Annotated in this window: 22 protein-coding genes; 6 read left to right on the top strand and 16 right to left on the bottom strand. The window is 67.7% G+C overall.

From position 1 onward, the window contains the following. Window positions 1–4 precede the first annotated feature (4 nt). The gene (gene rpmB, locus D577_RS0108725) at window positions 5–241 is read right to left on the bottom strand and encodes a 50S ribosomal protein L28 (RefSeq protein ID WP_024329587.1); all 237 of its coding nucleotides are present in this window, start codon (window positions 239–241) and stop codon (window positions 5–7) included. A gap of 173 nt (window positions 242–414) precedes the next feature. Here rpmB and D577_RS0108720 point away from each other — a divergent pair, with 173 nt between their 5' ends. Together D577_RS0108720 and D577_RS0108715 are read left to right on the top strand one after the other, a co-directional pair. After that, window positions 415–1,284, top strand: coding sequence for a dienelactone hydrolase family protein (locus D577_RS0108720; protein ID WP_018947115.1), 870 nt, complete (start codon window positions 415–417; stop codon window positions 1,282–1,284). Between the two features lie 113 nt (window positions 1,285–1,397). Continuing rightward, complete coding sequence (locus D577_RS0108715) at window positions 1,398–3,518, top strand: TonB-dependent receptor (protein WP_244263445.1); 2,121 nt, start codon at window positions 1,398–1,400, stop codon at window positions 3,516–3,518. Here D577_RS0108715 and D577_RS0108710 read toward each other — a convergent pair. The 12 genes from D577_RS0108710 to D577_RS0108655 all read right to left on the bottom strand — a co-directional run bounded on the left by D577_RS0108710 (window position 3,515) and on the right by D577_RS0108655 (window position 17,126). Continuing rightward, complete coding sequence (locus tag D577_RS0108710) at window positions 3,515–4,267, bottom strand: rhomboid family intramembrane serine protease (RefSeq protein ID WP_018947113.1); 753 nt, start codon at window positions 4,265–4,267, stop codon at window positions 3,515–3,517. The two genes, D577_RS0108715 and D577_RS0108710, sit on opposite strands and share 4 nt — an antisense overlap. Window positions 4,268–4,379: 112 nt before the next feature. Continuing rightward, window positions 4,380–6,395 (bottom strand): methyl-accepting chemotaxis protein, encoded by a 2,016-nt coding sequence (locus tag D577_RS0108705; RefSeq protein ID WP_018947112.1) that lies wholly within the window; start codon window positions 6,393–6,395, stop codon window positions 4,380–4,382. Between the two features lie 212 nt (window positions 6,396–6,607). After that, window positions 6,608–8,527, bottom strand: a complete 1,920-nt coding sequence (locus tag D577_RS0108700; RefSeq protein WP_018947111.1) for an ATP-binding cassette domain-containing protein — start codon at window positions 8,525–8,527, stop codon at window positions 6,608–6,610. 19 nt (window positions 8,528–8,546) lie between these two features. Continuing rightward, a complete protein-coding gene (locus D577_RS0108695) occupies window positions 8,547–9,881 on the bottom strand; it encodes an MFS transporter (protein ID WP_018947110.1) in 1,335 nt (444 codons plus the stop codon). Between the two features lie 163 nt (window positions 9,882–10,044). Continuing rightward, on the bottom strand, window positions 10,045–11,115 hold the full coding sequence (locus D577_RS0108690; RefSeq protein ID WP_018947109.1) for a homoserine O-succinyltransferase: 1,071 nt from the start codon (window positions 11,113–11,115) through the stop codon (window positions 10,045–10,047). After that, entirely contained in the window at window positions 11,115–11,966 is an 852-nt protein-coding gene (locus D577_RS0108685; protein WP_018869054.1) for a hypothetical protein, read from the bottom strand. Before D577_RS0108685 ends, D577_RS0108690 begins: the two co-directional genes overlap by 1 nt. Before the next feature lie 15 nt (window positions 11,967–11,981). Further along, on the bottom strand, window positions 11,982–12,128 hold the full coding sequence (locus D577_RS14360; protein ID WP_018947108.1) for a hypothetical protein: 147 nt from the start codon (window positions 12,126–12,128) through the stop codon (window positions 11,982–11,984). Between the two features lie 3 nt (window positions 12,129–12,131). Continuing rightward, window positions 12,132–12,713, bottom strand: coding sequence for an isochorismatase family protein (locus D577_RS0108675; RefSeq protein WP_018947107.1), 582 nt, complete (start codon window positions 12,711–12,713; stop codon window positions 12,132–12,134). Continuing rightward, the gene (locus D577_RS0108670) at window positions 12,713–14,110 is read right to left on the bottom strand and encodes a TolC family outer membrane protein (protein WP_018947106.1); all 1,398 of its coding nucleotides are present in this window, start codon (window positions 14,108–14,110) and stop codon (window positions 12,713–12,715) included. The genes D577_RS0108675 and D577_RS0108670 overlap by 1 nt, the downstream gene beginning before the upstream one ends. Window positions 14,111–14,202: 92 nt before the next feature. Further along, window positions 14,203–14,859, bottom strand: coding sequence for a protein-L-isoaspartate O-methyltransferase (locus D577_RS0108665; protein WP_018947105.1), 657 nt, complete (start codon window positions 14,857–14,859; stop codon window positions 14,203–14,205). Between the two features lie 73 nt (window positions 14,860–14,932). Continuing rightward, on the bottom strand, window positions 14,933–16,156 hold the full coding sequence (locus tag D577_RS0108660; protein WP_018947104.1) for a multifunctional CCA addition/repair protein: 1,224 nt from the start codon (window positions 16,154–16,156) through the stop codon (window positions 14,933–14,935). Window positions 16,157–16,172: 16 nt separating this feature from the next. After that, a complete protein-coding gene (locus D577_RS0108655) occupies window positions 16,173–17,126 on the bottom strand; it encodes a complex I NDUFA9 subunit family protein (protein ID WP_018947103.1) in 954 nt (317 codons plus the stop codon). Between the two features lie 116 nt (window positions 17,127–17,242). Between D577_RS0108655 and D577_RS0108650 the strand changes: the two genes are divergently transcribed. Further along, the gene (locus tag D577_RS0108650; RefSeq protein ID WP_018947102.1) at window positions 17,243–18,610 is read left to right on the top strand and encodes an NAD-dependent succinate-semialdehyde dehydrogenase; all 1,368 of its coding nucleotides are present in this window, start codon (window positions 17,243–17,245) and stop codon (window positions 18,608–18,610) included. Window position 18,611: 1 nt separating this feature from the next. On the opposite strand, the gene moaA is transcribed toward D577_RS0108650, so the two are convergent. Next, entirely contained in the window at window positions 18,612–19,601 is a 990-nt protein-coding gene (gene moaA, locus D577_RS0108645; RefSeq protein WP_018947101.1) for a GTP 3',8-cyclase MoaA, read from the bottom strand. Between the two features lie 224 nt (window positions 19,602–19,825). Between moaA and D577_RS0108640 the strand changes: the two genes are divergently transcribed. From D577_RS0108640 to D577_RS0108630, 3 genes are all read left to right on the top strand, one after another. After that, window positions 19,826–22,735 (top strand): molybdopterin oxidoreductase family protein, encoded by a 2,910-nt coding sequence (locus tag D577_RS0108640; RefSeq protein ID WP_018947100.1) that lies wholly within the window; start codon window positions 19,826–19,828, stop codon window positions 22,733–22,735. A gap of 73 nt (window positions 22,736–22,808) precedes the next feature. Continuing rightward, on the top strand, window positions 22,809–23,504 hold the full coding sequence (locus D577_RS0108635) for a 4Fe-4S dicluster domain-containing protein (RefSeq protein WP_018869064.1): 696 nt from the start codon (window positions 22,809–22,811) through the stop codon (window positions 23,502–23,504). Between the two features lie 26 nt (window positions 23,505–23,530). Then, on the top strand, window positions 23,531–24,469 hold the full coding sequence (locus D577_RS0108630) for a DmsC/YnfH family molybdoenzyme membrane anchor subunit (RefSeq protein ID WP_018947098.1): 939 nt from the start codon (window positions 23,531–23,533) through the stop codon (window positions 24,467–24,469). Between the two features lie 117 nt (window positions 24,470–24,586). On the opposite strand, the gene D577_RS14500 is transcribed toward D577_RS0108630, so the two are convergent. Together D577_RS14500 and D577_RS0108620 are read right to left on the bottom strand one after the other, a co-directional pair. Further along, entirely contained in the window at window positions 24,587–24,721 is a 135-nt protein-coding gene (locus D577_RS14500; protein ID WP_018869066.1) for a hypothetical protein, read from the bottom strand. A 75-nt stretch (window positions 24,722–24,796) separates the two neighbouring features. Further along, window positions 24,797–26,659 (bottom strand): diguanylate cyclase domain-containing protein, encoded by a 1,863-nt coding sequence (locus D577_RS0108620; protein WP_018947097.1) that lies wholly within the window; start codon window positions 26,657–26,659, stop codon window positions 24,797–24,799. Between the last annotated feature and the right edge of the window lie 2 nt (window positions 26,660–26,661).

Genomic DNA, 26,661 nt, shown 5'->3' with positions numbered 1-26,661 from the left:
CTCCTTAGACCTTTTCGCCGCGGGCCCGGCAGTCGGCCAGGACTGCCTCGATGCCGCGCTTGTCGATGATGCGCATGCCCTTGCTGCTCAGGCGCAGCTTCACGAACCGCTTTTCGCTTTCCACCCAGAAACGATGGGTGTGCAGGTTCGGCAGGAAGCGACGCCGCGTCTTCCGCTGGGAATGCGAGACATTGTTACCGGTAGCCGGGCGCTTGCCCGTCACCTGACATACTCGGGACATCGGGGCTACTCCAGATGTTCGGGTCGGGACGAAAGATCGCGGATACTAGCGGATACCGGGCCCGGGCGCAAGGGTCGGGCGTCATGGACGGCGAAGGCGGTCCGTTGCGTCTATCTTTCGATGCAAAGTGAACCATGAGCTGCAACCAGCGGGGGAAGAGCATGAAGGGAGCGATGGTACGGGGTATCGCGGGCGCGTTTCTGGCCGGCATGATGGCGGGGCCGCTCGCGGCCGACGAGGCGCAGACCGGCGACGGCCAGTGGTGGTGGGACGATGGCTGGTGGCAGGAAGGCCAGCTGAATCCCGACATCGAGAACCACGAGGTCGAGGTCGAACGCCTGGAATACGAGCGTGACGACGTGATCGTTCCGGCGATGGTCGCGCGCCCGGCCGACGGCGAGGACTATCCGGCCATCCTGTGGTCGCACGGGCGGCGCGGGCTGGACCATCTGGCCGAGCTGCACGTGAAACGCCTCGCCGCACGCGGATTCGTGGTGCTGGCGCCGGACCTCTATACCGGTCGTTTCATCGAGACCCACCCGCTGGATCACGACTACGAACTGGAAGGGGATCTGGACCGCGGTCTGGACGAGCTGCTCGCGCGGGAAGACATCCTCGGCGACCGCGCCTGCCTGGTGTCGATCACCCGGGGCGGGTACAAGACCCTCAAGGTCGCGGTGACCCATGAACGCCAGGTGGACGACGTGGCCTGCTGGGCGGGCTATTACCCGCATGTGCAGGACCCCAACCTGGGCGAACCCCACCAGGTGTATCGCTATGCCAGCGAATTCAATCAGCTGGAGATCCCGGTGATGATCCTGATCGGCGACGAGGAGCAGTACCAGCGCCACCGTACGGCGAAGATGGCCGCCGACGGGCTCAAGGATCGTGGTGGCGACGTCACGTGGATCGAATACCCGGGTGTGGGTCGCGGCTTCGACTTCCGCAACGGCGACAACCGCACCTTTGCCGATGACCTGGCTGCGCGCGATGCCATGGTCCGCGTGACCCGCTTCGTCAACGAGCACCTGCGCAAAGAGTGAGCGCAGCGGGGAATGTCCTGCTCCGTGAGAGGCGTTCCGGGTCGGTGTGGCTGACGCGTGATTCTGGAGGCGCGGCGATGACGGAGAGCACGGTGCGGGGCCTCGCCGAAGTCATGGGGGCCGGCCCGATGGCGCGTTTGTTTTTTCTGATGTTGCCGGCCCTGGGTGTGTCCGGTCTGGCGGTCCCGGCGGCCGCGGCCGGCGACGATGTGCCGGTGCTGGATCCGGTGGAGGTGTCGGCGCCGCGGCTGACGACGCCGCTGGCGGAGCTGCCGGCCTCGGTCAGCCGGGTGGACGGGCGTCAGGCCACCGAGGGGCGCCAGGGGCTGCAGCTGGACGAGGCCCTGAATCGCGTTCCGGGGGTGTTCGCGCAGAACCGCCACAACTTCGCGCAGGATGTGCGCATCTCCATCCGCGGGTTCGGTTCCCGCGCTCCGTTCGGCGTGCGCGGGCTGCGCATCCTGCAGGACGGGATCCCCGAGACCACGCCGGACGGGCAGTCGCAGGTGGATGCGATCGACCTGCTGAACATCCGCGACATCGAGGTGCTGCGCGGGCCAAGCGCGGCGCTGTACGGCAATGCCTCGGGCGGGGTGATCTCGATCCGCACCCGTGACGGCAGCGAGCCCCGCGGGCATGGCGGCGGGGTGCTGGCGGGCTCGCACGGTTTCCGCCGGCTGGAGGCGACCAGCGAGGCGGATCTCGGCGAACACCGCTACTCGCTGACCGCGCACGATTTCCGCATGGATGGTTATCGGGACCAGTCGCGGGCGGAAAAGCGCTATCTGCGCCTGCATACGGCAAGCGAACTGGGCGACGGCACGCTGCGTGCCCACCTGCGCTACCTGGACGCCCCGCGCACCGACGACCCGGGCGGGCTGACCCGCGACGAGCTGCGCGCGAACCGGCGCCAGGCCGCCCCGAACGCCGAGTCGCTGGATGCGACCCAGGAGGCCGAACAGCTGACCGCCGGGCTGCGCTGGGAGCAGCCGGTGGGTGAGCTGGATCTGCGCGTCGGCGGATTCTGGACGCAGCGCGACTACGACCAGCAGCTGCCGTTCCCGGGGTCGAGCCGGGTGGCCTACGAGCGGGACTTCTACGGGCTGAATGCCCAGCTGGAGGGCGATCTCGGGCCGACGCGCTGGCTGGCGGGCGTGGATCTGGAGGAACAGCGCGACGAGCGGACGCGACGCTGTTCCGCCGGACAGCTGTTCGACCGTGATCCCGAGGAAGATGACGAGGCTCCCGGTTGTTCCGCGGACCCGAATGATCCCGTCACCAACCTTGCCCTGGAACAGACCGAACGTGCCCGTACGCGTGGCGCCTTCCTGCATACCGATACCCTGCTGGGCGAGGACTGGAACCTGGTGCTGGGGGCGCGCCACGATCGTATTCGTTTCAGCATCGATGATGACTTTTCCGAGGAGGTCGGCGAGCCGGATCGTTCGGATGGGCGCACCTTCCGCGAGGAGAGCCTGATGGCGGGGCTGGTGTGGCATTTCCGCCCGGGACAGCGGGCGTGGGTGAACGTGGCCACCAATTTCGAGACCCCGACCTTCACGGAATTTGCCAATCCCGGGGGCGGAGGCGGCTTCAACCCGGACCTCGAGCCGCAGAAGGCTCGCAGCCTGGAACTGGGCTGGCGCGGGGAACAGGGTGCGTTCGGCTGGGAGGCGGTGCTCTGGAGCACGCGGGTGCGCGACGAGATCACGCCCTTCCAGATCGAGGGCGAAGGGGACCGGGACTTCTACACCAATGCCGGTCGCACCGCGCGCGACGGGCTGGAGCTGGCGCTGGACTGGCAGGCGACGCCGCAATGGACCCTGAGCAGCGCCTTCACCCTCAATCATTTCCGCTTTCGAAAATACGAAGACGTCGACGGCGTGCGCCACGACGGCAATCGGCTGCCCGGACTGCCGCGCGAACAGCTGTTCCTGGAGGCCGACTGGCGCGAGGGTCCCTGGTTCGTCACCGTGGATGCGCTGCACGCCGGGGCGCGTTACGCCGACGACGCCAACGACGAGCGTGTCGGCTCGCAGACCACGGTCAACCTGCGGGCCGGGCGCGAGTGGACGCGCAACGGCGCGAACATCGAGACCTTCGTCGGTGCGGACAACCTTCTGGATGCCGACAACATCGACAACGTGCGTATCAACGCAAACTTCGGACGGCATTACGAACCCGCCCCGGGGCTGACCCTGCGCGCGGGTCTGCGGGTGACCTTCGGGGATTAATCCCGACGGTCGGGCGGGTCGTCGGGGCCGTGCTCGTCGCGGGGACGGGGCGGTTCGATCTCGTCCAGGCGGCCCTGCTCGATCTTGCGCAGGGTCTCCGCGTCGGTGGGGTCGTCGGGGTCTTCTTCCCAGGCATAGCGCTGCACCGCCGGGAACGCGTCACGGCGATAAAGGAACCACCCGCAGACCGCACCCACGGTGCCGCCGAACAGGTGCGCCTCGAACGACACCCCGGGGGTGGTCGGGAACACCCCCCAGAACATGCTGCCGTAGAGGAACAGCACGATGATCGTCAGCGCGATGGACAGCGCATCGCGGCGGCGGATGCCGATGACCACGGCAAAGAACATCAGGCCGTGGGTCAGGCCGCTGGCGCCGATGTGCAGGCCCTCGCGGGCGAACAGCCAGACCCCCAGCCCGCCCATGATCCAGATCAGCGGGACCGCGGTGCGCGTGGCCTGCGGGAAGCCGTAGAGCGTGAGGATGCCCAGCACCCACAGGGTGGGGGCGTTGGCCATCAGGTGCCCCCAGGATCCGTGGATCAGGGGCGAGGTGAAGATCCCCAGCGCGCCGACGCCGTCGCGCGGCAGGATGCCCAGACGCGAGAAATCCGCGCCCAGCAGTTCCTGCAGGGCGTGGATCAGGACCAGGGCCATCACCCCGACGAAGGGCCACAGCAGCGCGCGCCGGAAGCGTTCGCGATCGGCCGCGGGATCCGTCGGGGGTGCCGGGCGTCGCAGGTTCAGCATCGAACAAGACTGCCACGGGGGCGTGACGGGGAACAATGCACCGCCCGGGGCAGCGGTTTCGGGTCCGCGCGGGCAGCCCCGGCGGCGGACCCGGCTACCCCGGGGCCGGCGTTCAGAGACGGAACTGCGCCAGGGCGCGCTGGATCTCGCTTTCCACCTGCTTGAGCTCGTCGGAGGCCGCGCTGACGCGGTCGGCGGTCTCGGCGGACTGGTCGGCGCCGTCGGAGATCTGCACGATGGTGCGGTTGATGTCCTCGACCACCGTGGTCTGCTCGCGCGCCGCGACGGCGATCTGATCCGTCATCTCCGAGATGTTGTCCACCGACTGGCGGATCTGCTGCAGCGCGCCGTTCACTTCGGCGGTGTGCTCCATGGTGGTCTCGGCCTCTTCCTGGCCCTTCTTCATCACCGAGACCGCGTTATTGGTGGCGCTCTGCAGCCGCGAGATCATGCCCTCGATCTCGTCGGTGGACTCCTGGGTACGGGTGGCGAGCTTGCGCACCTCGTCGGCGACCACCGCGAAGCCGCGGCCATGTTCGCCGGCGCGGGCCGCCTCGATCGCGGCGTTCAGCGCCAGCAGGTTGGTCTGCTCGGCCACTCCGCGGATCACCTCGAGGATGGTGCCGATCTGGCGCGAATCCTCGCCCAGGTTCGAGACCGTGTCGGCAGCCTGTTCCACGGTGCCCAGCAGGGAGGACATCGAGGCCACGTTGCGCTCCATGACTTGCATGCCCTGGTGGACGGCGTCACCGGCCTCCTGACCCGACTTCGAGGTGGCGTCGGTGTTGCGGGCGATCTCCTCGGCGCTGCTCTGCAGCTCGTTGATGGCCGTGGCCACGCGTTCGGTCTCGTCGCGCTGGCGCGACACCGCTTCGCGGGCGCCGTAGGCTTCCTGGCCCAGGTTCTCGGTCGCCGTCCGCAGGGTCTCGGTACTGTTGCGGGCCTTGCCCACGGCCCCGGCGATCTTGTCGGTGAAGCGGTTGAACGCGCGCCCCAGGGCGGCGGTCTCCTTCAGCCCGTGCTCCTCCAGCCGGCGGGTCAGATCGCCGTCGCCGTCGGCGATCTCCTCCAGCGCGGTGGACGAGCGGTTCATGGCCCGGCGGATGGTGATGATGATGGTGGCCGCGCCGGCCAGTCCGAGGATGATGCCGGCGATGGCCAGCACCATCTGCGCCACCTGCGTGTTGCGCATGGTGGTGGTCAGTTCGCCGGCCCGGGTCTCCGCACGCCGGGTGATGGCCTCGCTGAGCCCTTCCAGTTCCCCGCGGGCTTCCATCAGCAGCGGGCCGATTTCGGTGCGGATCATGTCGGCATCCTGGAATGCCTCGGGCGAGCCGTGGACCTCGAAGATGTCGTCCAGTGCGCCCCGCAGGGTCTCCAGCGATCCGGCGAAATCTTCCAGCGCGATTTCCTGTTCGAAGTCCAGGGTGGCGGATTGCCCTTCGAGATCCTCCACGATGCTTTCGAGCTGGCCGCGATAGAGATTCACGTTCTGCACGAAGGCGTCTTCGCGGAAGGCGAGGAAACCGCGCAGGTTCGAAGTGATTTGCAGCGCGTTCATGCGCAGGTCGTGGAACTGGTCCAGACGCTCCCAGGAACGCTGGAACTCCGGCAGGTTGTTCTCGGCGTCGATCATCGTGGACGCCTGCTGCGCCATGGCGCGGGTCGCGGGATTGGCCCGCTGGTTGGCGATGTCCAGCGCGGGCATGTTGGCGGCGTCGTCGGTGGCCAGTTCGGTCAGACGGTCGACGTGGCCGTGAAAGCGGTCGACGTGTTCGCGGACCGCTTCGGCCGAGCGGGCCATGTCGCGGTCGGCCGCCACCACCGGGTCGTTGTTGAGCTCCCGTGCCGCGGTCTGCAGGGCGTCCATGGATTCCAGCCAGGCGTCATGGTGGCCCTGCTCGTCGCTCATCAGGTAGAAGCCCAGGAAGGCCGCGCTTTCCTGCAGCCGCTGCTGGACTTCGTTGACCCGGGCGACGGCCGGGTAGTCTTCTCCGGTCAGGTTCTGTACGTCCCGGGCGCCGGTCTGCAGCGCATGCAGGGCCATGACCGAGTTGATGACGAGGATCAGGACCACCAGGCCGAAGCCGGCCGTCAGCAGTCCGCGGATCGAAAACTTGTCCAGCATGAGTTGCTCCTCCGCCGGCGCCTCTGCGGGCGCTTGCTACCATCGCGTACGGGCGTACACGAAAAGGGTGACCCGCGGGTCGTGTCGTTTCTCCTGCTGTTACGGCAAAGGTGCCCCTGAGTTGAGTATTTTGTTGGCGGGCATCGGTTGCCGGGGCCGGGCAGCGAATGCCTCGGCCCGGCGCTCAGGGAGGAAAGACGCGGGCGAAGGCTTCAGGATTCCAGCTGTTCCCAGCGCTGGTAGGCTTCCTCCAGTTCGCGTTCCACTTCGGCCAGGCGTGCCTGCAGTTCGCGCACGCGTTCGCCGTCACGCTGGGTCCCGGGGTCGCAGAGGGCCTGATTGATCGAGTCCTGCTCCGTCTCCAGCGCCTCGATGCGGCCCGGGAGGGCCTCCAGTTCGCGGGCGTCCTTGTAGGAGAGCTTGCCCGAGCCCGTGCCCGCAGCGGCGGGCTCGGGCGCCGGGGCGGCTCGGGTCGTGGCCCGGGTTGCCGCGTCCGCGGCGGTCCCGGAGTCCGGCGCCGGGTCACCCTCGATCAGACGCCGCGTCACGCGTTCCGGCAGATCCGACCAGCCGCCGACGAACTCCTCGATGCTGCCATCGCCGGGCACCACCAGGGTGCTGGTGGCCACGTTGTCGAGAAACGCGCGGTCGTGGGTGACCACGATGGCGCTGCCCTTGTATTCGATCAGCAGCGACTCCAGCAGCTCCAGGGTCTCCACGTCGAGATCGTTGGTGGGTTCGTCGAGCACCAGCAGGTTGGCCGGGCGCAGGAACAGCTTCGCCAGCAACAGGCGGTTGCGTTCGCCGCCGGACAGCGCGGAGACGGGCTGGCGGGCGCGTGCCGGCGGGAACAGGAAATCCCCCAGATAGCTCAGCACATGGCGCGTTTCGCCGTTGACCGTCACCTGTTCGCGGCCCTCGCCCACGGCATCCTGCACCGTGGTCTGTTCATCCAGGTGGGCGCGGGTCTGGTCGAAATAGGCGATGGTCAGCTGGGTCCCCAGCTTGACCGTGCCCGACAGTGGCGGAAGATCGCCCAGCAGGCCGCGCAGCAGGGTGGTCTTGCCGGCCCCGTTGGGGCCGATCACGCCCAGGGTGTCGCCGCGCTGCAGCAGCAGGTTCACGTCGCGCAGCACCGGCGTGCCGGAGTGCCCGAAACTGGCGTGTTCGGCCTCGATCACCCGTTTGCCGGAGCGCTGTTCCGGGCTCAGCTGCATGCGTACCTGCCCGGCGCGTTCGCGGCGTTCGGCGCGTTTCTGACGCAGCTGCTGCAATGCGCGCACGCGGCCCTCGTTGCGTGTGCGCCGGGCCTTGATGCCCTGGCGGATCCAGGCCTCTTCCTGCGCCAGCTTGCGGTCGAACTCCGCCTGATGCCGGGCCTCCACCTCCAGGCGTTCGGCCTGACGCTCGCGGAATGCGGCGATGGACGGCGGGTGCTCGTGCAGCTGGCCGCGGTCCAGTTCGAGGATGCGGGTGGCCACGTTCTCCATGAACTGGCGGTCGTGGCTGATGAACACCACGGTCATGCGGCTGCCGGTCAGAAAGCCCTCGAGCCAGCGGATCGCGGCCACGTCCAGATGGTTGGTGGGCTCGTCCAGCAGCAGGATGTCGGGGTCGCGCACCAGTTCGCGGGCCAGCCAGACCCGGCGCCGGAGCCCGCCGGACAGGGTGGCGAATTCCGCCTCGGGGTCCAGCTCCAGCCGCGACAGGGTCGTTTCGACCCGGTTCTGCAGGCTCCAGCCGTCGATCGCGTCGAGCTGCGCCTGCACCGGTCCCATCTTCTCCAGGGCCTCGGCGTCGCCGCTGGCGGCCGCCTGGCTCAGGTGGTGAAAGCGTTCCAGCAGCCGCCCGGACTCGCCCAGGCCTTCGGCGACCACGTCGAACACGCTCCCCTCGATGCCCGGCGGCAGCTCCTGGGTCAGCCAGGCGACGGTCAGCCCGTCGCGGCGGGTGATGTCGCCGGCATCCGGTTCCACCTCGCCGGCGAGGATGCGCAGCAGGGTCGACTTGCCCTCGCCATTGCGTCCGGCGATCGCCACCCGCTCGCCCGGCTCCAGGCTCAGGCCGGTGCCGTCCAGCAGCGAGGCCATGCCATAGGCCAGGTGGATGTCGCGCAGGGTGATCAGGGCCATGGTTCAGCGTCTCTCATGTTCAGACCTCTTTCATGCGCCAGGCGCTCAGGGCCCCGGCCAGACTCATCAGCGCCAGTACGAAGATGGCGAATTCGGTGCCGGCCAGCTGGGCCAGCAGGCCGAACAGGCCCCCGACCAGCAGCAGCACGCCAATGACCGTGTTGCTGACCGCGGTGAAGGCCGCGCGGGTCTCCTGCGTGGCCATGTCGACCAGATAGGTCTTGCGCCCCAGACGCACGCCCGCGTGGCTGATGCCCAGCAGGAAGAACAGCACCGCATGCACCCAGCCCATGTCCAGCAGGCCGGAGGCGGCCGGGGCGAACCAGCTGCCCAGGGCGACCACGAAGCCCAGCAGCGTCGCCAGCAGTCCGGCCACCACCAGTACTCCGCGGGCGGAACGGTCGGACATCCGGCCCCACACCGGCGCGCTGAGCGCGGAGGCGAGCCCGCTGGCGAGGATCAGCAGGCCAAGGGTCGCCAGCGCCCCCTCGGTCGCCGCCTCGGCCAGCAGCACGTAGAACGGCAGCGCCAGCGCGGTGCTCATCAGCAGCGCCCGGGTCAGCACGAAGTGACCAAAGGCACGATCGGCCCACAGCAGGCGCAGCGAGCGCAGCGCCTCGCCGAACCCGTTGACGCCCCCTTCGGTGGCACCCGGATCCTCGTGCAGGCGGGCGAACACCGCCGCCGCGATCCACCAGGCGCCCGCTGACGCCGCCAGCAGGGCCACGAACAGGCCGGCACCGGCATCGTCCAGGCTGGCCAGTGTCAGGTACCCGCCCAGGGCGAGGGTGAAGAAGCCGGCCGCCGAGGCGGCGTAGCCCATCACCGTGCCGCGGCGCTGTTTGGCGATGGTCTTGCCCAGCACGTCCTTGGATGCCACCGAGTTGATCCCGCGCGACAGGGCGAACACGATGAGCAGCGCGATGATCGCCCAGCCCGCGGCTGCTCCTTCCAGGGTCAGGGCGGTGATGGCCATGCCCGCGACCGCGATACCGGAGAGCGCGCTGCCCAGCACCCAGAACCCCTTGCGGATGGCGCGGCGGCGGATCGAGGCGGCCACGAACAGCTGTGGCAGCAGGGAGCCCGATTCGCGGATGGGGACCAGGAAGCCGGCAAACGTGGCCGGTGCCCCCAGCGCGCTCAGCAGCCATGCCAGGACCAGGCGCGCGGAGGCCAGCTCGTCGCCGATCTTGGACAGCGTGTTGGCGACCAGATGGACGACGAAATTGCGTGGCTGCGCGCGGCAGGCCCCCTCGGGGATGTCCTTGCAGGCACGGGCATCCTCGTCCCCGGCGATAGTCTCGTACAGGCTGACGAGGGGACGCCGGCGTTTCGCGCGATCGGTTTCGGCCATCGGGCCTCCTGTCTTGTATCAACCCTCCCGGATGTCGGGCATGCCGGCGTTGGTCCCGGGGGAATCGGCCGGAGGGATGGCCCGGGGGATGGCCCAGGGAAATCGGCCAGAGGGCTGGCCTCCTGCGGCAATCCCCCGGCAATCTCCCGGGCGGTGTCCGCGCTCAGCGCCGCCCGGCCAGCGGGTCGTCGGGGTCGACGCTGTCGCGGAAGGGCTTGCGGCGGTCGAGGTTGGTCAGCTGGTAGACATTGCCCAGCCAGTTGTTGATGACCGCCAGCGCGGTGTCGTGCCAGGTGTTGTCCAGGCGGTCCAGCAGCAGGGCCTCGGGCAGGGCCGGGATCTCGGTGCAGTGTTCCAGCGCCGCCTCCACGTGCTCGCGGTGTTCATCGAGGATCGCGGCCGCCTGCGGCATCAGGTAGTTCTCCGGCAGTGGCGGATAGGCCTTGCGGTCGCCCTCGATGTAGCGCACCACTTCGCGCTTGTATTCCTTGAGCAGGCTGATCGAGTCGTACTCCGGGTGGCCCTGAAAGAAGACCATGCGGAAGCCGTCCGGCGAGGCGCCCAGGTGGATGCCGGCTTCTTCGCTCTCGACCAGAACGCGCAGCCCGTGGTGCTCGAACTGATCGCGGGTGACCTTGTTGTAGCGCGAATGCGGTACGTCGAAGCGGGTGTTCACCCCGGTCACCAGCGGGTGTCTGCGGTCGACCACCCGGTGCGGGAACACCCCCCAGAGCTTCTCGCCCATGTGCTGGCGGTGCTCGCCGTAGTGCGACTGCAGCACCGCATGGGTCGCCAGACAGGAGCAGAGCGTGGAGGTCACGTTGTCCCAGGCCCAGTCCACGACCTCGGCGAGCGGCTCCCAGAACGGCTCCAGGGCCAGATCGGGCTGGGTCACATTGGCCCCGGTGATGATCAGCGCGTCCAGGCCTTCTTCCTTGAGCTGCTCGAAATCCTCGTAGTAGTTCTCGACGTGCTCGCGCCCCTTCCGGCCGCGCTTGAGCTGCGGCAACGTGAACGGATGGATGTAGAACTGCGCGATCTGGTTGCTCTCGCCGATCAGGCGAAAGAACTGACGCTCGGTGGCCGCCAGCGCGGCATCCGGCATCATGTTCAGCAGCCCGATGTGCAGCGCGCGAATCTCCTGCTGGCGGGCGAAATCGTTCGGCAGAACGGATTCGCCCTCGCTGCGCAGGCGTTCGAAGGTGGGGAGTCCGGAATGTGCAACCAGGGGCATTACAGTCGCCTCTCGCGTTCCAGGGCCATGCAGACCAGCTCGTCAAAGTCGGCCGCGTTGCGCACCCGGGCCACCTCGGTGGTGCTGACGGTATAGCCCCAGGTTTCGGCGATCTGCTCGTAGCGCGGCAGCCGCGCCCGGAACAGGCGCGAGAAGACCCAGCGCACGAAGGCATTGGGGTCGATCTGGGCGACGTACTCCAGTTCCTCGATGCGCATGTATTCGGCCAGCTGCTGGTCGAGGAAGGCCTCGCGGTAGTACAGCGGCTTGGGGTTGGCCTCGGCGCGTTCGATCAGCTCCCGCTCGTCCTCGTCCGTGGCCTGGATATAGAGGATGATGGTGTGTTCGGCCAGGGTCTCGAGCACGCCGGGGCTGTCCAGCTCGCACACCGATCCGCCGGCATCGTTCACGAAATGCGGGTAACCGAACAGGGTGCGCGCCTTGTGGATGAAGTCCGGCACGTCCAGCATTGCCTGCACCTCGGCCTCGTGGTGCAGGGCCTGCCGGCGCTTGAACTCGGTCAGCGGCAGCCCGCCCAGCTCCGGGTTGCCCAGCTTTCCGAGGAAGCTGGAGACCGGATGCAGGTTGTCGACCGTGATGTTGTTGATGATCTGGATGGAGTCCGAACGCAGCAGCTCGCGCAGGAACGGGACCTGCATCGCCTGGGACTTGATGTTGTCCAGGATCGGTTCGTTCAGGTAGCGCGTGCCGATGCGATAGTCGCCGGAGTAATGAAACCAGTCCTCCTGGCGCAGCATGTTGGACAGCCGCGTCTTGCCGACACCCGACATCCCCAGCAGGGTGATGCGGCGGCCGTCCAGTTCGCGGTATTCGTCCGGTGTCAGGCGCATGCGATCGGAGTCTCTCTATCGGCGCAGGATGAAGAGCACGCCGGCGATCAGTGCCAGGGCGCTCATGACGTAGTGATCGTACTGAAACTGCAGGCCGAGCAGGCCGCGCAGGCCATACAGGACCAGCCAGATCCCCAGCAGGAGATTGCCGACGACGCGCATGTCTCAGACCTCCCGCAGCAACTGGCTGACCGACTTGAACTCGGCGGCGCGGGCATCGCCGAGCCATTCGAACAGCACGGACTCGTGGTTGGTGATGATCGCCCCCGCCGCGCGCAGACGCTCGAGGCCGTTGACGCGCAGCTCGGGGTTGCGCGAGCAGACCGTGTCGCTCGCCACGAACACCGTGACCCCGGCATCCAGCAGGTCCAGCGCGGTCTGGGTCACGCACACGTGGGTCTCGGCGCCGCCGATGACCACGCTGTGGCAACCCGCCAGGCGCTGTTCCAGGGCCGCCTCGCCGCAGCAGGAGAAGGCGGTCTTGTCGGTCACCGTGGCCAGATCGCCGAGATCCTCGAGCGCGGAGTGCAGTGGTTCAACGGTGTCGCCCAGCCCCTGCGGATACTGGCGCGACACCTCCACCGGAATACCCAGCTGGCGCGCGGCTTCCACCAGCCGGCCGGCGTTGCGCACGGTGCGTTCACGATCGGTTTCCGGCATCGCCGCCATCAGCCGCTCCTGCAGGTCGACCAGCAGCAGCGGCGAGCGGTCGGAGCGCTCGCAGCGGGCCCGCGCGGCGGTGCTCATCAGTCCAGCATGGCGTCGATGGATTCCAGGTCTTCCTCGGTGAGCTGTCCCGCCGCCCGTTCCAGGCGCAGGGTGTTGGCGAGGAAGTCGTAACGCGCCTCGGCGAAGTCGCGCTCGGCGCCGAATACCTCGCGCAGGGCGAGGAGCACGTCCACCTGGGTGCGGGTTCCGACCTCGAACCCGGCCTCGGCGGCCTCGAACGCCGCCTGGGTCGATTCCAGTGCCTGGTTCAGTGCGCGCACGCGGGATTCGGTGGCCACCGAGGCGAGATAGGCGTTGCGGGTGTCGCGCCGGGTCATGCGCTCGACCTGCGTCTGCCCCTGCTGCGCGGCCTGGAAGTCCTCGCGCGCCTGACGGGTCAGGGCGGTCACCCGGCCGCCGGTGTACAGCGGGATCTCCAGACGGATGCCGATCTGCGCCTCCCGGCCATCCTCGAACTGGCTGCCGCCGGCGCCGGCCAGGCCTTCGAGCGCCCGTGCCTGTTGGGCGTTGAATCCGGCCGCAGTGAAGTCGATATCCGTGTCACCACTGCCGTCTATGCCGTGGTAGCGGTTTTCCGAGACCGAGGCGCTGAGGCCCACGCGCGGCTGCCCTTCGGCCCGCTGGCGCTGGATCTGTTCGCGTGCGGTCTCGGTGGCGAGGCGCTGGGCGGCCAGCTCCAGGTTGTTTTCCAGGGCACGCTGCACCCACGCCTCGGCATCCCGCGGCTGCGGCAGCTGGAGTTCGGCCTCGGGGGTGAGGGTATCGAGTTCGTCCCAGTAGCGGTTGGTGATCAAGGCCAGCTGTTCGCGGGCCACGTCCAGTTCGTTTTCGGCGGCGATGCGCTGGGCCTCGGCCAGGTCGCGCTGGGCGCGGGCTTCCTTTACGTCGGTGCTGGCGATCAGGCCGACGTCGAAGCGGCGTTCGGTCTGCTCCAGCTGGCGCTCGATGGCCTCCAGTTCGGCGATGCTGAATTCCAGGCCTTCCTGGGCCACGAGCACGTCAAAATAGGCCTCGGACACCCGCAGCATCAGGTCCTGGCGGGCGCCGTCGAGTTCGGCTTCGGCCCGGGCGATTTCCAGGTCCGCCTGACTCAGCTCGATGTAGTTGCGCCGGTCGTAGAGGCTCTGTTCCAGACGCAGGGCGAAACTGCTCTGCCGCCCGTCGATGCTGTCGCGCCCGTCCGGGTTGTTGTAGAAGGCCCCGCCCTCGATCTCGCCGGTCAGCTGCGGGAGCAGAGCCGAGCGCGCCATCGGACGGTTCTGCAGGGCACTGCGGTATTCCGCCTCGGCGATCTGCAGTTCGGCATCCTCGCGCGCGGCCTGTTCGTAGACTTCCATCAGACTCGCGCCCTGGGCGGGGGCGGCCGTGAACAGGGCGAGACCGGCGGCGGCGAGCAGGGGGTGCAGTCGTTTCATGGCGATTCGATCCGGACAGGCGAGGCTTTACATACTAGCAAAGCCCGCCGCCAGTGGCGGACGGGCTCGGGACGGACAGGGCTTTCGGTGGCCTAGAATTCGAAGGCCGGTTGCGGTTCGAAGCCGGCCAGCGGCGGCACGCGGGTCTCGAACAGCTGCTCGTGGAGGGTGTTGTCCTCGGTGGTCCGGGTCACCAGCAGCGCCTCCATGATCGGAGGCTCCCCGGTCACCACGAACAGGCGGCCGCCCAGCGCCAGGAATTGTTCCAGGAAGTCGTTGTATTCGGTCATGGCGCCGTTGACGGCGATGACGTCATAGCGCTCCCGCGGCGGACGCCATTCGGGGGTCACCGTCCCGGTGCGCGGCGCCGCGTTGGTGATGTTCAGGTCGTGCAGGCGGTTGCGCGCGGCCAGGCGCAGGTCGTCGTGGCGTTCCACGCTGTCGACATGGGCGCCCATGCGCGCCAGGCAGGCGGTGGCATAGCCGGACCCGGTGCCGATCTCCAGCACGGTATCGGTGGGCCTGGCCGCCACGGCCTGCAGCATGCGCCCGATCACGCGCGGCGGCAGGGTTTCCTCGCCGTGACCGAGGGGGATCTCCGTGTCGGCATAGGCCAGGGCCTGGTAGGGTTCGGGCATGAAGCGCTCGCGCGGCAGCGTCTCCATGACCCCCAGTACGCGCATGTCGAGTACGTCCCAGGGGCGTACCTGCTGTTCCACCATGTTCATCCGGGCCTTGGCGAAATCCATTGCGGGATCCTCTGTGCGGCAACGAACCGTGAAGAGTACGGCCGCTGCGCGTTGCAGGCAAGTGGGGCCGGGTTCAGTGCCCTTCCAGGGCTTCGGCGATCGCGCGGATGCGCTCGCGGCGCAGGGCCTCGCCCAGCTGCGGGCCCTGGTATCCGGCCTCGATCAGGGGTTGCGGGCTGACGGCCGCGGCGGCCTCCACGGCGCGGCGCAGGGCGTCGGGCTGGGGGTAGGGGCGCTCCTCCCAGCCGGTGCGCCCGCGGAAGTCGGCCTCGACCGCCAGCAGGAAGGGCTCGACGTTCTCCGGGCGGCGCAGGGCATCCAGGCCCTCGATCAGTTTCATCACGGTCTTCGGGCGCAGTTCGAACAGGCGATGCGCGAGGCCGTGATGACGCGCTACGCGGATCGCGAGGTCGCGGTAGCGCCGGGGAATGCGCAGGCGTTCGGCGAGCGCCTTGATGTGGGTGACGCTGCGTTCCTCGTGCCCGTGGTGCGCGGGCAGGATGTCCTCCGGGGTGTCCGCCTTGCCCAGATCATGGGTCAGCGCCGCGAAGCGGACCTCGGGCGCGTCGCTCAGGCGCGTGGCCTGGTCCAGCACCATCAGGGTGTGTACGCCGGTGTCGATCTCGGGGTGGTATTTCGCCGGCTGCGGTACGCCGAACAGGTGTTCCAGTTCCGGCAGCAGCACCGTCAGTGCCCCGCATTCGCGCAGCACCTCGATGAACCGGCGCGGAGCGGGGCTGGCCAGGGCTTTTTCGCACTCGGCCCAGACGCGTTCCGGAACCAGGGCGTCGACTTCCCCCGAGGCGACCAGCTCGCGCAGCAGGGCGCGGGTCTCGTCGGCGATCTCGAACCCCCAGGGGGCCAGCTGGGCGGCGAAGCGTGCCAGACGCAGCAGGCGTACCGGGTCTTCGGCGAACGCCGGGGAGACGTGCCGCAGGGTGCGGTTTTCCAGGTCATCGCGGCCGCCGAAGGGGTCGATCACCTCGCCGCCGTCGTCCTCGGCCATGGCGTTGATGGTGAGGTCGCGCCGTTCCAGGTCCTGTTCCAGCGGGACATCGGGGGCGGCGTTGAACTGGAAGCCGTGGTAGCCGCGCGCGGTCTTGCGCTCGGTCCGGGCGAGGGCGTATTCCTCCTGGGTCCGCGGATGGAGGAACACCGGAAAGTCGCGCCCCACGGCGCGATAGCCGGCCGCTTCCATGGCCTCGGGCGTGGCGCCGACCACTACGTAATCGCGTTCGTTGACCGGGCGGCCCAGGAGCCGGTCGCGGACCGCGCCACCGACCAGATAGATGTGCATCCCGGTGGCGGGCGCCTCAGTCGCGCTCGTAGCTGGTGCGCAGTTTCTGCATGCGCGCCTCGCGGCCGCCCTTGCCCAGATAGGTGGGTGCGATGCTCTCCAGCCGGGTGGGACAGTGCAGGGTCTGCCCGGTGCATACGCTGTCGATCGACAGCGAGGCGAGGTTGTCGCGCGACAGCGGCTTGCCCGGCACGTGCTCCAGCACGTTCGCCTGCAGGCGGCCCGCCCAGTCCGGCAGGCCAATGACCGGACGCCGGTGACCGGAGACCCGGCCGACGTAGCGCACCAGTTCGCCCAGGCTGTACTCCCTTGGGCCGCACAGCTCGAATCCCTGGCCGAAGGTCTTCGGATCGTTCAGTGCCTCGGCGAAGTGGTCGGCCACGTCGCCCACGAACACCGGGGCGAAGCGTGCTTCGGCGCGGGCCAGCGGCATCACCGGCGAGAAGCGCAGCAGCGTGGCGAAGCGGTTGAGGAAGCTGTCCTCCGGGCCGAAGATCACCGACGGGCGGAACACCGTGACCGGGAATGCCGTGGTTGCGAACACCGCCTGTTCGGCTTCGCCCTTGGTCCGCAGGTAGTGGCTGGGCGGGTCCGGCATGTCGGCCTTCAGCGCGCTCATCTGCAGAAAGCGGCGCACGCCCTGGCGTTCGGCGGCGGCCAGGGCCTTTTCCGTCAGTTCGACATGGGCGCGGCGGAAACCGGAACCGTCATGCCCCCGCTCGTTGAGGATCCCGACCAGGTTGATCACGGCATCCTGGTCGCGCAGGACGCGGTCGAGTTCTTCCGGCTCGTGGATATTGCCGGCGATCAGGTCCACCTCGGGGTTCACCATGAGCTCGCGGTGACGGTGCGGATGGCGCGTGACCACGCGTACATTCAGTCCACGGTCGATTAGCCGCGCCACGATGTGGTGCCCGACGAAGCCCGTTCCGCCCAGCAGGCAGACATTGCGGATCGAGAGATTCGACATGATTGCGAAGGCCCTTACCGAATACGGATGTGTGCGTCTTATACTCGGCTGTGGGCGCGTGATCAATCCACCCGGGCGGGCGCTGGCCCGGCGAGTCCCGAGAGAGAGGCCCGAAGATGACTGAACTGACTGCCATCAATCCGGCCACCGGCAAGGTGCTGGCGAATTACCCGCGGATGGATGCCGCCGGCGTGGAAGCCGCGCTGCAGGGCGCGGTGGACGCGCGCACGGCCTGGGCTCTGAAGCCGGTGCATGAACGGGCCGCCCTGCTGCGCCAGCTGGCCGCTGTCCTGCGCGGGCGCCAGGAGGAGCTGGCGGTGACCGCGACCCGCGAGATGGGCAAGCGGCGGGTCGAGGCTCTGGCCGAGGTGGAGAAGTGCGCGGTGGCCTGCGAATACTACGCCGAGCACGGGCCGGGCTTCCTCCTGGACGTGCCGGTGGCCACCGAGGCGGCCCGCTCGTACGTGGCCTGGCAGCCGCTGGGCACCGTGCTGCTGGTCATGCCCTGGAATTTTCCTTACTGGCAGGCCTTCCGCCAGGCCATTCCGGCGACCCTGGCCGGCAACACCGTGCTGCTCAAGCATGCCTCCAATGTGCCCGGCTGCGCACAGGCGCTGGAGGAGGTGTTCCGTGCAGCGGGGTTCCCCGAGGGGGGCTTCCGCAATCTGCCGGTGGGCTCCGATGCGGTCGAGGATCTGATCGCCGATCCGCGGGTGCAGGGCGTGAGTCTGACGGGTTCGGAGCGTGCCGGGCGTGCGGTGGGTGCGGCCGCGGGCAAGGCCCTGAAGACCTCGGTGCTGGAGCTGGGCGGTTCGGACGCCTTCATCGTCCTGCATGACGCGGACCTGGACACCGTGGTGCGCGAGGCCCTGCGCGGGCGGTTCCAGAACAACGGCGAGACCTGCATCGCGGCCAAGCGGTTCATCGTCGAGGATTCGATCGCCGAGGCCTTTGCGGACCGCCTGAGCCGGGCGGTGACGGACCTTTGCACGGGTGATCCGATGGAAGACGGGACGGATCTGGGCCCGCTTGCGCGCGGCGATCTGCGCGACGAGCTGCACGATCAGGTGCAGCGCAGTGTCGCTGCCGGCGCGGTGTGCCGCACCGGGGGTGAGCCGCTGGAGGGCGAAGGCTTCTACTACGCACCGACCGTGCTGGATCACGTCGAGCCGGGCATGGCGGCCTTCGACGAGGAGACCTTCGGTCCGGTAGCGGCGATCACGCGGGCCGCGGATGCCGCGGCGGCGGTGGAGCTGGCGAACCGTTCGCGCTTTGGCCTTGGCGGGTCGGTGTGGACCGCCGACCGCGCCCGCGGCGAGGCGATGGCGCGCCAGCTGGAATGCGGTTGTGCGTTCGTCAACGCGGTGGTGAAGAGCGACCCGCGCCTGCCCTTCGGCGGGGTAAAGGATTCCGGCTACGGGCGCGAACTGGCCGATCTGGGGATCCGCGAGTTCGTGAATGCCAAGACGATCTGGGTGGTCTGATTCACCCCCCGGTCATGGACATGAAGCGCATGACCTTCTCCGGGCGCTCGTTGAATTCGTGGCGCTCGGGCTTCAGCGCGATCGCCTCGAGGATTGCCTCTTCCAGCTCGGCATCGCTGCAGCCGTCACGCAGCCGCGGGCGCAGCGCCAGGCTGTGCTCGTTGCCCAGACAGGTATGGATGGTGCCGTCCACCGACAGCCGCACGCGGTTGCAGGTGTCGCAGAAGTGCTGCGAGATCGGCGTGATGAAGCCGATGCGGATGTCCGTGCCCGCCACCTGCACATAGCGCGCCGGGCCGCCGCCGGGCATCACCCCGGGGATCAGCTCGAAACGCTGCTCCAGGTCGCGGCGCACGTCCTGCAGGTTCACGTAGTGGCCTTCGTTTGCCGCGCGCCCGGTGTCGCCCACCGGCATGGTCTCGATGAAGCGCAGGGTGAAACCGTGCTCGATGCAGAAGTCGACCATGTGGCCGACCTCAGTATCGTTGATGCCGCCCATCACCACCATGTTGATCTTGATCGGGTCCAGCCCGGCGCGCTTCGCTGCCATCAGCCCGTCGATCACCTTCTCCAGCTTGCCGCCGGTCACGTCCTTGAAGACCTCCGCGCGCAGGGTGTCCAGGCTCACGTTGATGCGCCCGACCCCGCCCGCGGCCAGCGCGTCGGCGTGCTTCGCCAGACGCACCGCATTGGTGGACAGCGAGATGTCGTCGATGCCCGGCAGGGCGTTCAGGCGTGCGGCCAGGTCCGGGATTTTGTGGCGCACCAGCGGCTCGCCGCCGGTCAGGCGCACGCGTCGGGTGCCGAGGCGCCCGAAGGCCGCCATCACCCGCTCGATCTCGTCGAAGGTCAGCCAGTGCTCGGGCACTTCGAAATCGCGAAAGCCCTCCGGCATGCAGTAAAAGCAGCGCAGGTCGCAGCGGTCGGTGACCGACACGCGTACGTATTCGATCGTACGGCCAAAGGGATCCACAAGTCCGCGATCGTTCATCGAAGCTCCCGGCCTCGGGCGAGGCGATATGTTTGGCAGGACATATCGTAGGTCATGCGTGTCAGCATGTCGGAAATCGCACAGTTCCGGCGCAAGAATAAATAAATTCTTTCGCGAATAACTCCAGTCTATGCGTGCATAGAAAAGTCTCGTTGGCACCCGGCTCGCCGGGCATCCACAATACGCAGTGGACAACTGAACCGACAGTCAACGAGGTCGCGCCCATGAGTGCCCTGCCCGAATTCGAAGATCACGGCAAGCAGGAGATCAAGTACACCACCTGTTACATGTGTGCCTGTCGCTGTGGCATCAAGGTCACCGTGGAGGACAACAAGGTCCGCTACATCCAGGGGAACCGGCATCATCCGATCAACAAGGGCGTGCTCTGTGCCAAGGGCAACGCCGGGATCATGAAGCAGCAGTCCCCGGCCCGCCTGCACCAGCCGATGCGCCGCAAGCCGGGCACCGAGCGCGGCGCCGGCGAGTTCGAGCCGATCTCCTGGGACGAGGCCATCGATACCCTGTCCGAACGCCTGAAAAAGATCCGCGAGACCGATCCGCGCAAGCTGGCGTTCTTTACCGGCCGTGACCAGATGCAGGCCCTGACCGGCCTGTGGGCGACCCAGTTCGGCACCTACAACTGGGCGGCCCACGGCGGCTTCTGTTCGGTGAACATGGCCGCCGGCGGCCTGTACACCACCGGCTTCGCCTTCTGGGAATTCGGTGATCCCGACTGGGACCGCACCAAGTACCACATGCTGTGGGGCGTGGCCGAGGACCATGCCTCCAACCCGATCAAGATCGGGCTGGAGAAGCTCAAGCGCAACGGCGGCAAGTTCGTGGCCATCAACCCGGTGCGCACCGGCTACCAGGCGATCGCCGACGAATGGGTGGGCATCAAGCCCGGCACCGACGGCCTGTTCGCGCTGTCGATGCTGCACGTACTGCTGAAGAACAGCCAGTTCGACTGGGACTTCCTGGTGCGCTACACCAACGCCACCCAGCTGGTGGTGCAGACCCCGGGGCAGCAGGGCGACGGCCTGATCCTGCGCGGCGACAACGGCAACCCGCTGGTCTGGGAGCTGGAGAAGGAAGACTTCGTTGACGGCAGTCAGGTGGACATCAAGCCGGCGCTGTTCGGCGAATACACCGCCCCGGACGGCCGCCCGGTCAAGACCGTGATGACCCTGCTGGCCGAGCGCTATCTGGATGACGAGTACTCCCCGGAGAACACTGCCGAGATCACCGGCGTGCCGGCCGAGCAGACCGAGCGCCTGGCGCTGGAGATGGCCCACGTCGCGTTCAAGGAGACCATCGAGCTCGATATCGAGTGGACCGACTCCTGGGGCCGCAAGCACGACAAGGTGTTCGGCCGCCCGGTGTCCATGCACGCGATGCGCGGCATTTCCGCGCACTCCAACGGCTTCCAGACCTGCCGCGCGATCCACTTCCTGCAGATCATGCTGGGTTCGGTGGACTGCCCCGGCGGTCACCTGGCCAAGCCGCCGTATCCCAAGCACGTCCCGCCGGGCATCAAGCCGGCGAAGGAATGCGCGCCGAACACCCCGCTGAAGAGCCCGCCGCTGGGGTTCCCGACCGCGCCGGAAGACCTGGTCATCGATGACGACGGCAACCCGCTGCGCATCGACAAGGCCTATTCCTGGGATGCGCCGATCTCCAACCACGGCATGATGCACATGGTCGTGACCAACGCGGTCAAGGGTGACCCGTACCCGATCGACACGCTCATCTTCTTCATGGCGAACATGTCGTGGAACTCCACGATGAACACCGCCGAAGTGATGGACATGCTGCGGGCCAGGGACGAGAACGGCGAGTACAAGATCCCGTACCTGGTGGTCTCGGACGCGTTCAACTCCGAGATGGTCAGCTTTGCCGACCTGGTGCTGCCGGATACCACCTATCTGGAACGCTACGACACCATCTCCATGCTCGACCGCCCGATCTCCGAGCCGGCCGCGGCGGCCGACTCCATCCGCCATCCGATTCTCGAGCCGGATCGCGACGTGCGCCCGTGGCAGGAGGTGATGGTCGAGCTGGCCAGCCGCCTGAAGTTCCCGGCATTCACGAAGGACGACGGCAGCCGCAAGTTTGCCGACTACAAGGACTTCATCGTCAACTTCGAGAAGGAGCCGGGCATCGGCTTTCTGTCGGGTTATCGTGGCAAGGATGGCCAGAGCCACCTGCGCGGCGAGCCGAACCCGAAGCAGTGGGAGGCGTACATCGAGAACCAGGGGTTCTTCATGTATCACCTGCCGGAGAGCCAGCAGTTCTACCGCTACGCCAACCAGGAGTATCTGGAGCTGGCGAAGCACGCCGGCTGGGTGGGCAAGACCGACCCGATCACCATCGAGCTCTACTCCGAGACCCAGCAGCGCTTCAAGCTGGCCGGCCAGGGCCTGTATGACGGTCCGCAGCCGACGAAACAGGAGCACAAGGATCGCCTGACCGAGTTCTTCGATCCGCTGCCGATCTGGCACAAGCCGCTGGAGCAGACCCGCATCGACGAGGACGAGTACCCGTTCTACGCGGTCAACCAGCGCCCGATGTTCATGTATCACTCCTGGGATTCGCAGAACGCCTGGCTGCGCCAGATCTGTGCCCAGAACTACCTGTACATGAACCGCCAGAAGGCCGAGTCCATGGGCATCGAGGACCTGTCCTGGGTGTGGCTGGAATCGCACAACGGCAAGATCCGCGTGCAGGTGAAGCTGATCGAGGGCTGCGAGCCCAATACCGTCTGGACCTGGAACGCGATCGGTAAGCAGAAGGGCGCCTGGGGCCTGAAGGACGACGCCAACGAGTCGCAGAAGGGCTTCCTGATGAATCACCTCATCAGCGAGCTGCTGCCGAAGAAGGGCGACCCGGTGGACGATATCACCAACTCCGACCCGGTCACCGGCCAGGCCGCGTGGTATGACCTGAAGGTCAAGATCACGCCGGCCGAGCCGGAGGAAAGGGGCTCCTGGCCGCAGTTCGACAAGGTCAAGGCCACGCCGGGCATGTCCGAATCGCCGGACCAGCTGCGCTACCACGCGCACAAGCCCGTGCACCTGAACCGCGACATCCGCGACGTGCTGACCCGCGGCTCGCTGGACGACGACAAGAACTGAGCCGGCCCGCCCCGTGGCGGCCCGGCGCCGTCACGGGGCTCGCCCGCACGAACGATCTGAGGGAGTACCAACCATGCGTCTTGGACTCGTAATCGACATGGATACCTGCGTGGGCTGCCATGCCTGCGCGGTGGCCTGCAAGCAGTGGAACACCAGCGGCACCACCGGACCGCTGACCGACTATCAGCCCTACGGGGAAGACCCCAGTGGCGTGTGGTTCAACCGCATTCGCCACTATGAGGTCGGGGACTACCCCAACAACAAGACCGTCAACATCCCGATGTCCTGCATGCACTGCGAGCATGCCGACTGCGTGAACGTCTGCCCGACCGGCGCCTCCTACAAGCGCCCGGAAGACGGCATCGTGCTGGTCGACCAGGACAAGTGCATGGGCTGCAACTACTGCGCCTGGGCCTGCCCCTACGGCGCCCGCGAGCTGGACCGCGAAGACGGCGTGATGAAGAAGTGCACCCTGTGCGTGGACCGCATCTACGACGAGGCCCTGCCGCCGGAAGAGCGCCAGCCGGCCTGCGTGATCACCTGCCCGGCGCATGCGCGCTTCTTCGGTGACTTCGACGACGAAGAATCCGAGGTCAGCCGTCTGGTGCGCGAACGCGGCGGGGTGAAGCAGATGCCCGAGCTGGGCTACAAGCCGGTCAATACGTATCTGCCGCCGCGAGTCACCCGCCCCATTCCCACCGACGATGTGCGTGCCAATACGCTGATCAGCTCGGTGAAGGACTGGGTCAACAAGATGGTGGCGCGCTAAAACGCCGCATCCGGGGAGAAAACACCATGCATCCTGCACTTTCCGTCATCCTGTTCACGGTCACTTCGGGCGCCGGCTATGGTCTGTTCGTCCTGCTGGTGATCTTCCACCTGGCCGGCATCGGTCCGGCGATGAGCCACGGTGAACTGATCGCCCACGGCGTTGCCGCGCTGGGCCTGATTACCTTCGGCCTGCTCCTTTCCACCGGCCACCTGGCGAACAAGAAGAACGCCTGGCGTTCGTTCATGCGCTTCAAGACCTCCTGGCTCTCGCGCGAGGCGGTGTTTGCCGTGCTGTTCTATCCGTTTGCGCTGGTCTATGGCCTCTGCGTGTTGCTGTTCGGTCCGGAGATCGGCCCGCTGGGCATGGTGGCCGGCCTGGTGGCCGCGATCCTCGCCGTGATCACGCTGTTCTCGACGGGCATGATCTACGGCTGCCTGAAGACCATCCGTCAGTGGAACACCGCACTGACCCCGGCCAACTACATCATGCTGGGCGTGGCCACCGGCGCGGTCGCCTATGCGGCCATTGCCAGCGCCTTTGGCAACGCCACCGCGATGCACGCCGGCGTGGCCATCGTGATGCTGCTGATCGCCGCGGTCCTCAAGGGGATCTACTATTTCTGGATCTCGCGCGTGACCGGCCCGACGATCAACACGGCCACCACCTTCAACCGTGCCACGGTGCGGCTGCTGGATACCGGCCACACCGCCGGTACGTTCCTGACCGACGAGTTTGGTTACGACCCGGGCAAGAACACCACGGACATCCTGAAGATGGCGGTGTTCCTGCTGGGCTTTATCGTCCCCGCGCTGGTGTTCGCGGCGGTGCTGACCGGCGCCCCCGCAGCGATCGGCTGGCTGGCCCTGGTGTCTACCCTGATCGGGGTCGGCATGGAGCGCTGGCTGTTCTTCGCCGAGGCCAAGCACGTGGTCCGCCTGTATCACGGTGCCCAGCACACCTGACCCGACGCGGCCGTAGTGCCGCAGCAAAAGACCCCGCAACCGGGTTCCCGGGTGCGGGGTCTTTTCGTTCAGGGGAACCCGACGCAGATGCCCGTCGGGTCGTTCGGGGATGCCGGGTTACTTGTTCTTGCCGGCCTCGCGCACGTTGTGCACGACCACATAGCCCACCCAGCCGAGGAAGACAACGATGCCGAGCAGGGTCGCAATGGTCAGGATGCCGATCGGGGACTGAAACAGGATTTCGGTAATCATGGCGCTCTCCCTGTGGTATATGCCGCACCTGCTACGAAAATAGACCTGTTCCTCGCGGGGCTGCCATGACCTGTCTCAATCTTTCGGCGGCTCTTCCTCTCTGGCGCTGCCGTTGACGACCACACAGTTGCGTCCCCGGGATTTGGCCGCGTAGAGGGCATCATCGGCCCGCCGCAGCGCATCGTCGGCGCCCCTGTCGTCCGCGCGAAGGATGGTCACCCCGATGCTGGTCGTCACCCCGGTGGTGTTCGGGCGTTCGGGCTGCGGCTCCATCGCCTCCACACGGGCCCGTACGCGCTCCGCGGTGTGCTCGGCGCCTTCCGGCGAGGTGCCGTGGAGGAGGATCGCGAATTCCTCGCCGCCCAGGCGTGCGGCGCGGTCGCCGGCCCGCAGCGCGGATGCGATACAGTCGGCGAACTCGACCAGCACCTGATCGCCGATCTCGTGACCGTAACGGTCGTTGAACCGCTTGAAGTGGTCGATGTCCAGCATCAGCAGGCCGGCGGTGTAGCCCGGTTCCCGGCGCATGCGCGCGTATTCGCGCTCCAGTTCGTCCATGAACAGCCGGCGGTTGGCCAGCCCGGTCAGCGGGTCGGTGCGCGCCAGCGTTTCCAGGCGCTGCTCCATTCGTTTGTGTTCGGTGATGTCCTGGACCACGCCCACCATGCGCCGGGCGTGCTGATCACGGTCGCGCTCGATCACTTGCCCTGCATCCAGCAGCCAGGCCTCGGACCCGGAGGGGTGGCGCACCCGGAATTCCGCGGAATAGCGCAAGGTTTCGCCCGCGAGGTGTCGCTGCAGCGCGGTGTCCCGGCGCTCGCGATCATCCGGATGCAGGACCTGCTCCCACAGCGTTATGGGCCCGATTCCTTCCGCCTCCGCCAGGCCTGTGAGCTCGCCCCAGCGGCGGTCGACATACATCGAATCCTGATCGACCCGCCAGTCCCACAGACCCAGGTGGGCCCCTTCGAGTGCGGCGGCCATGCGCGCCTCCGATTCGCGGACCCGTCCCTCCAGACTCGCGCGGCTGCGGGCATAGCGGATCGCGCGCACCAGGGTGGAGGTCTCGATACGACCCTTGACCAGGTAGTCCGCCGCCCCGGCCTCCAGTGTCCTGAGAGCGAAATCCTCGTCGTCGTAACCGGTCAGCACGATGATCGGCGTCTCCCGGAACCACTCGCGTGCGGCGCGTACGGTGTACAGCCCGGTGCTGTCAGGCAGTGACAGGTCGAGCAGAACGACGGCGGGCGACACCTTGTCCAGGACCTGCGGCACCGCCGACAAACGGTCGACCCAGGTGACGTCGAAGCGATCGCGGGCGGAGCCCCGCAGGCCGAAGCGCACCAGGTCGGCGTCTCCCGGCTCGTCTTCCACCAGTAGCACCGGCACGCCCTCCCTGCGGGTGTCCTCCGGGGCCGTTGCATGGTCTCCGCCTTTCCGGGGCGCTTCCGGCGAGGCGTCGCGACGCTCGGTCGGGGAAGGGGCGGGAGTCGGAGACGGGGCGTGCTCCGCCAGCGGCAGATTCCAGTCCCGCGCCAGTCGCTGTACCCGGTCGCAGAACTGTTCCATGTCCAGCGGCTTCACCAGATAGTCGGCCGCGCCGTTCCGGTGACTGGCCTGAATGTCGCGTTCCAGGTCGGAAGTGGACAACACCACCACGGGGACTTCCTCGGCCTGATCAGTCCCGCGCAGGCGCTGCAGGAACTCCAGCCCGCCCATGTGCGGCATGTTCAGGTCCAGCAGGATCAGCCCCGGCTGCGGGGCATGGTCGTAGGGCGCCTCACCCGCCAGAAACCGCAGGGCCTCGCGCCCGTCGTTCACGTGATGCAGGCGCGCGGTGACCCCGGCTTCCTCGAAGGCCATGCGCGTCAGGTGGACGTCCGCCGGTTCGTCTTCCACCAGCAGGACGTCGGTGACCGGCTCGGCGGTCTCGTTCATCG

It is taken from the genome of Thioalkalivibrio sp. AKL17, assembly GCF_000377885.1.
Lineage (GTDB): Bacteria > Pseudomonadota > Gammaproteobacteria > Ectothiorhodospirales > Ectothiorhodospiraceae > Thioalkalivibrio > Thioalkalivibrio halophilus.
The sequence above is the reverse complement of the archived record's forward strand: the minus strand, read 5'-3'. Positions and strand labels throughout refer to the sequence as shown.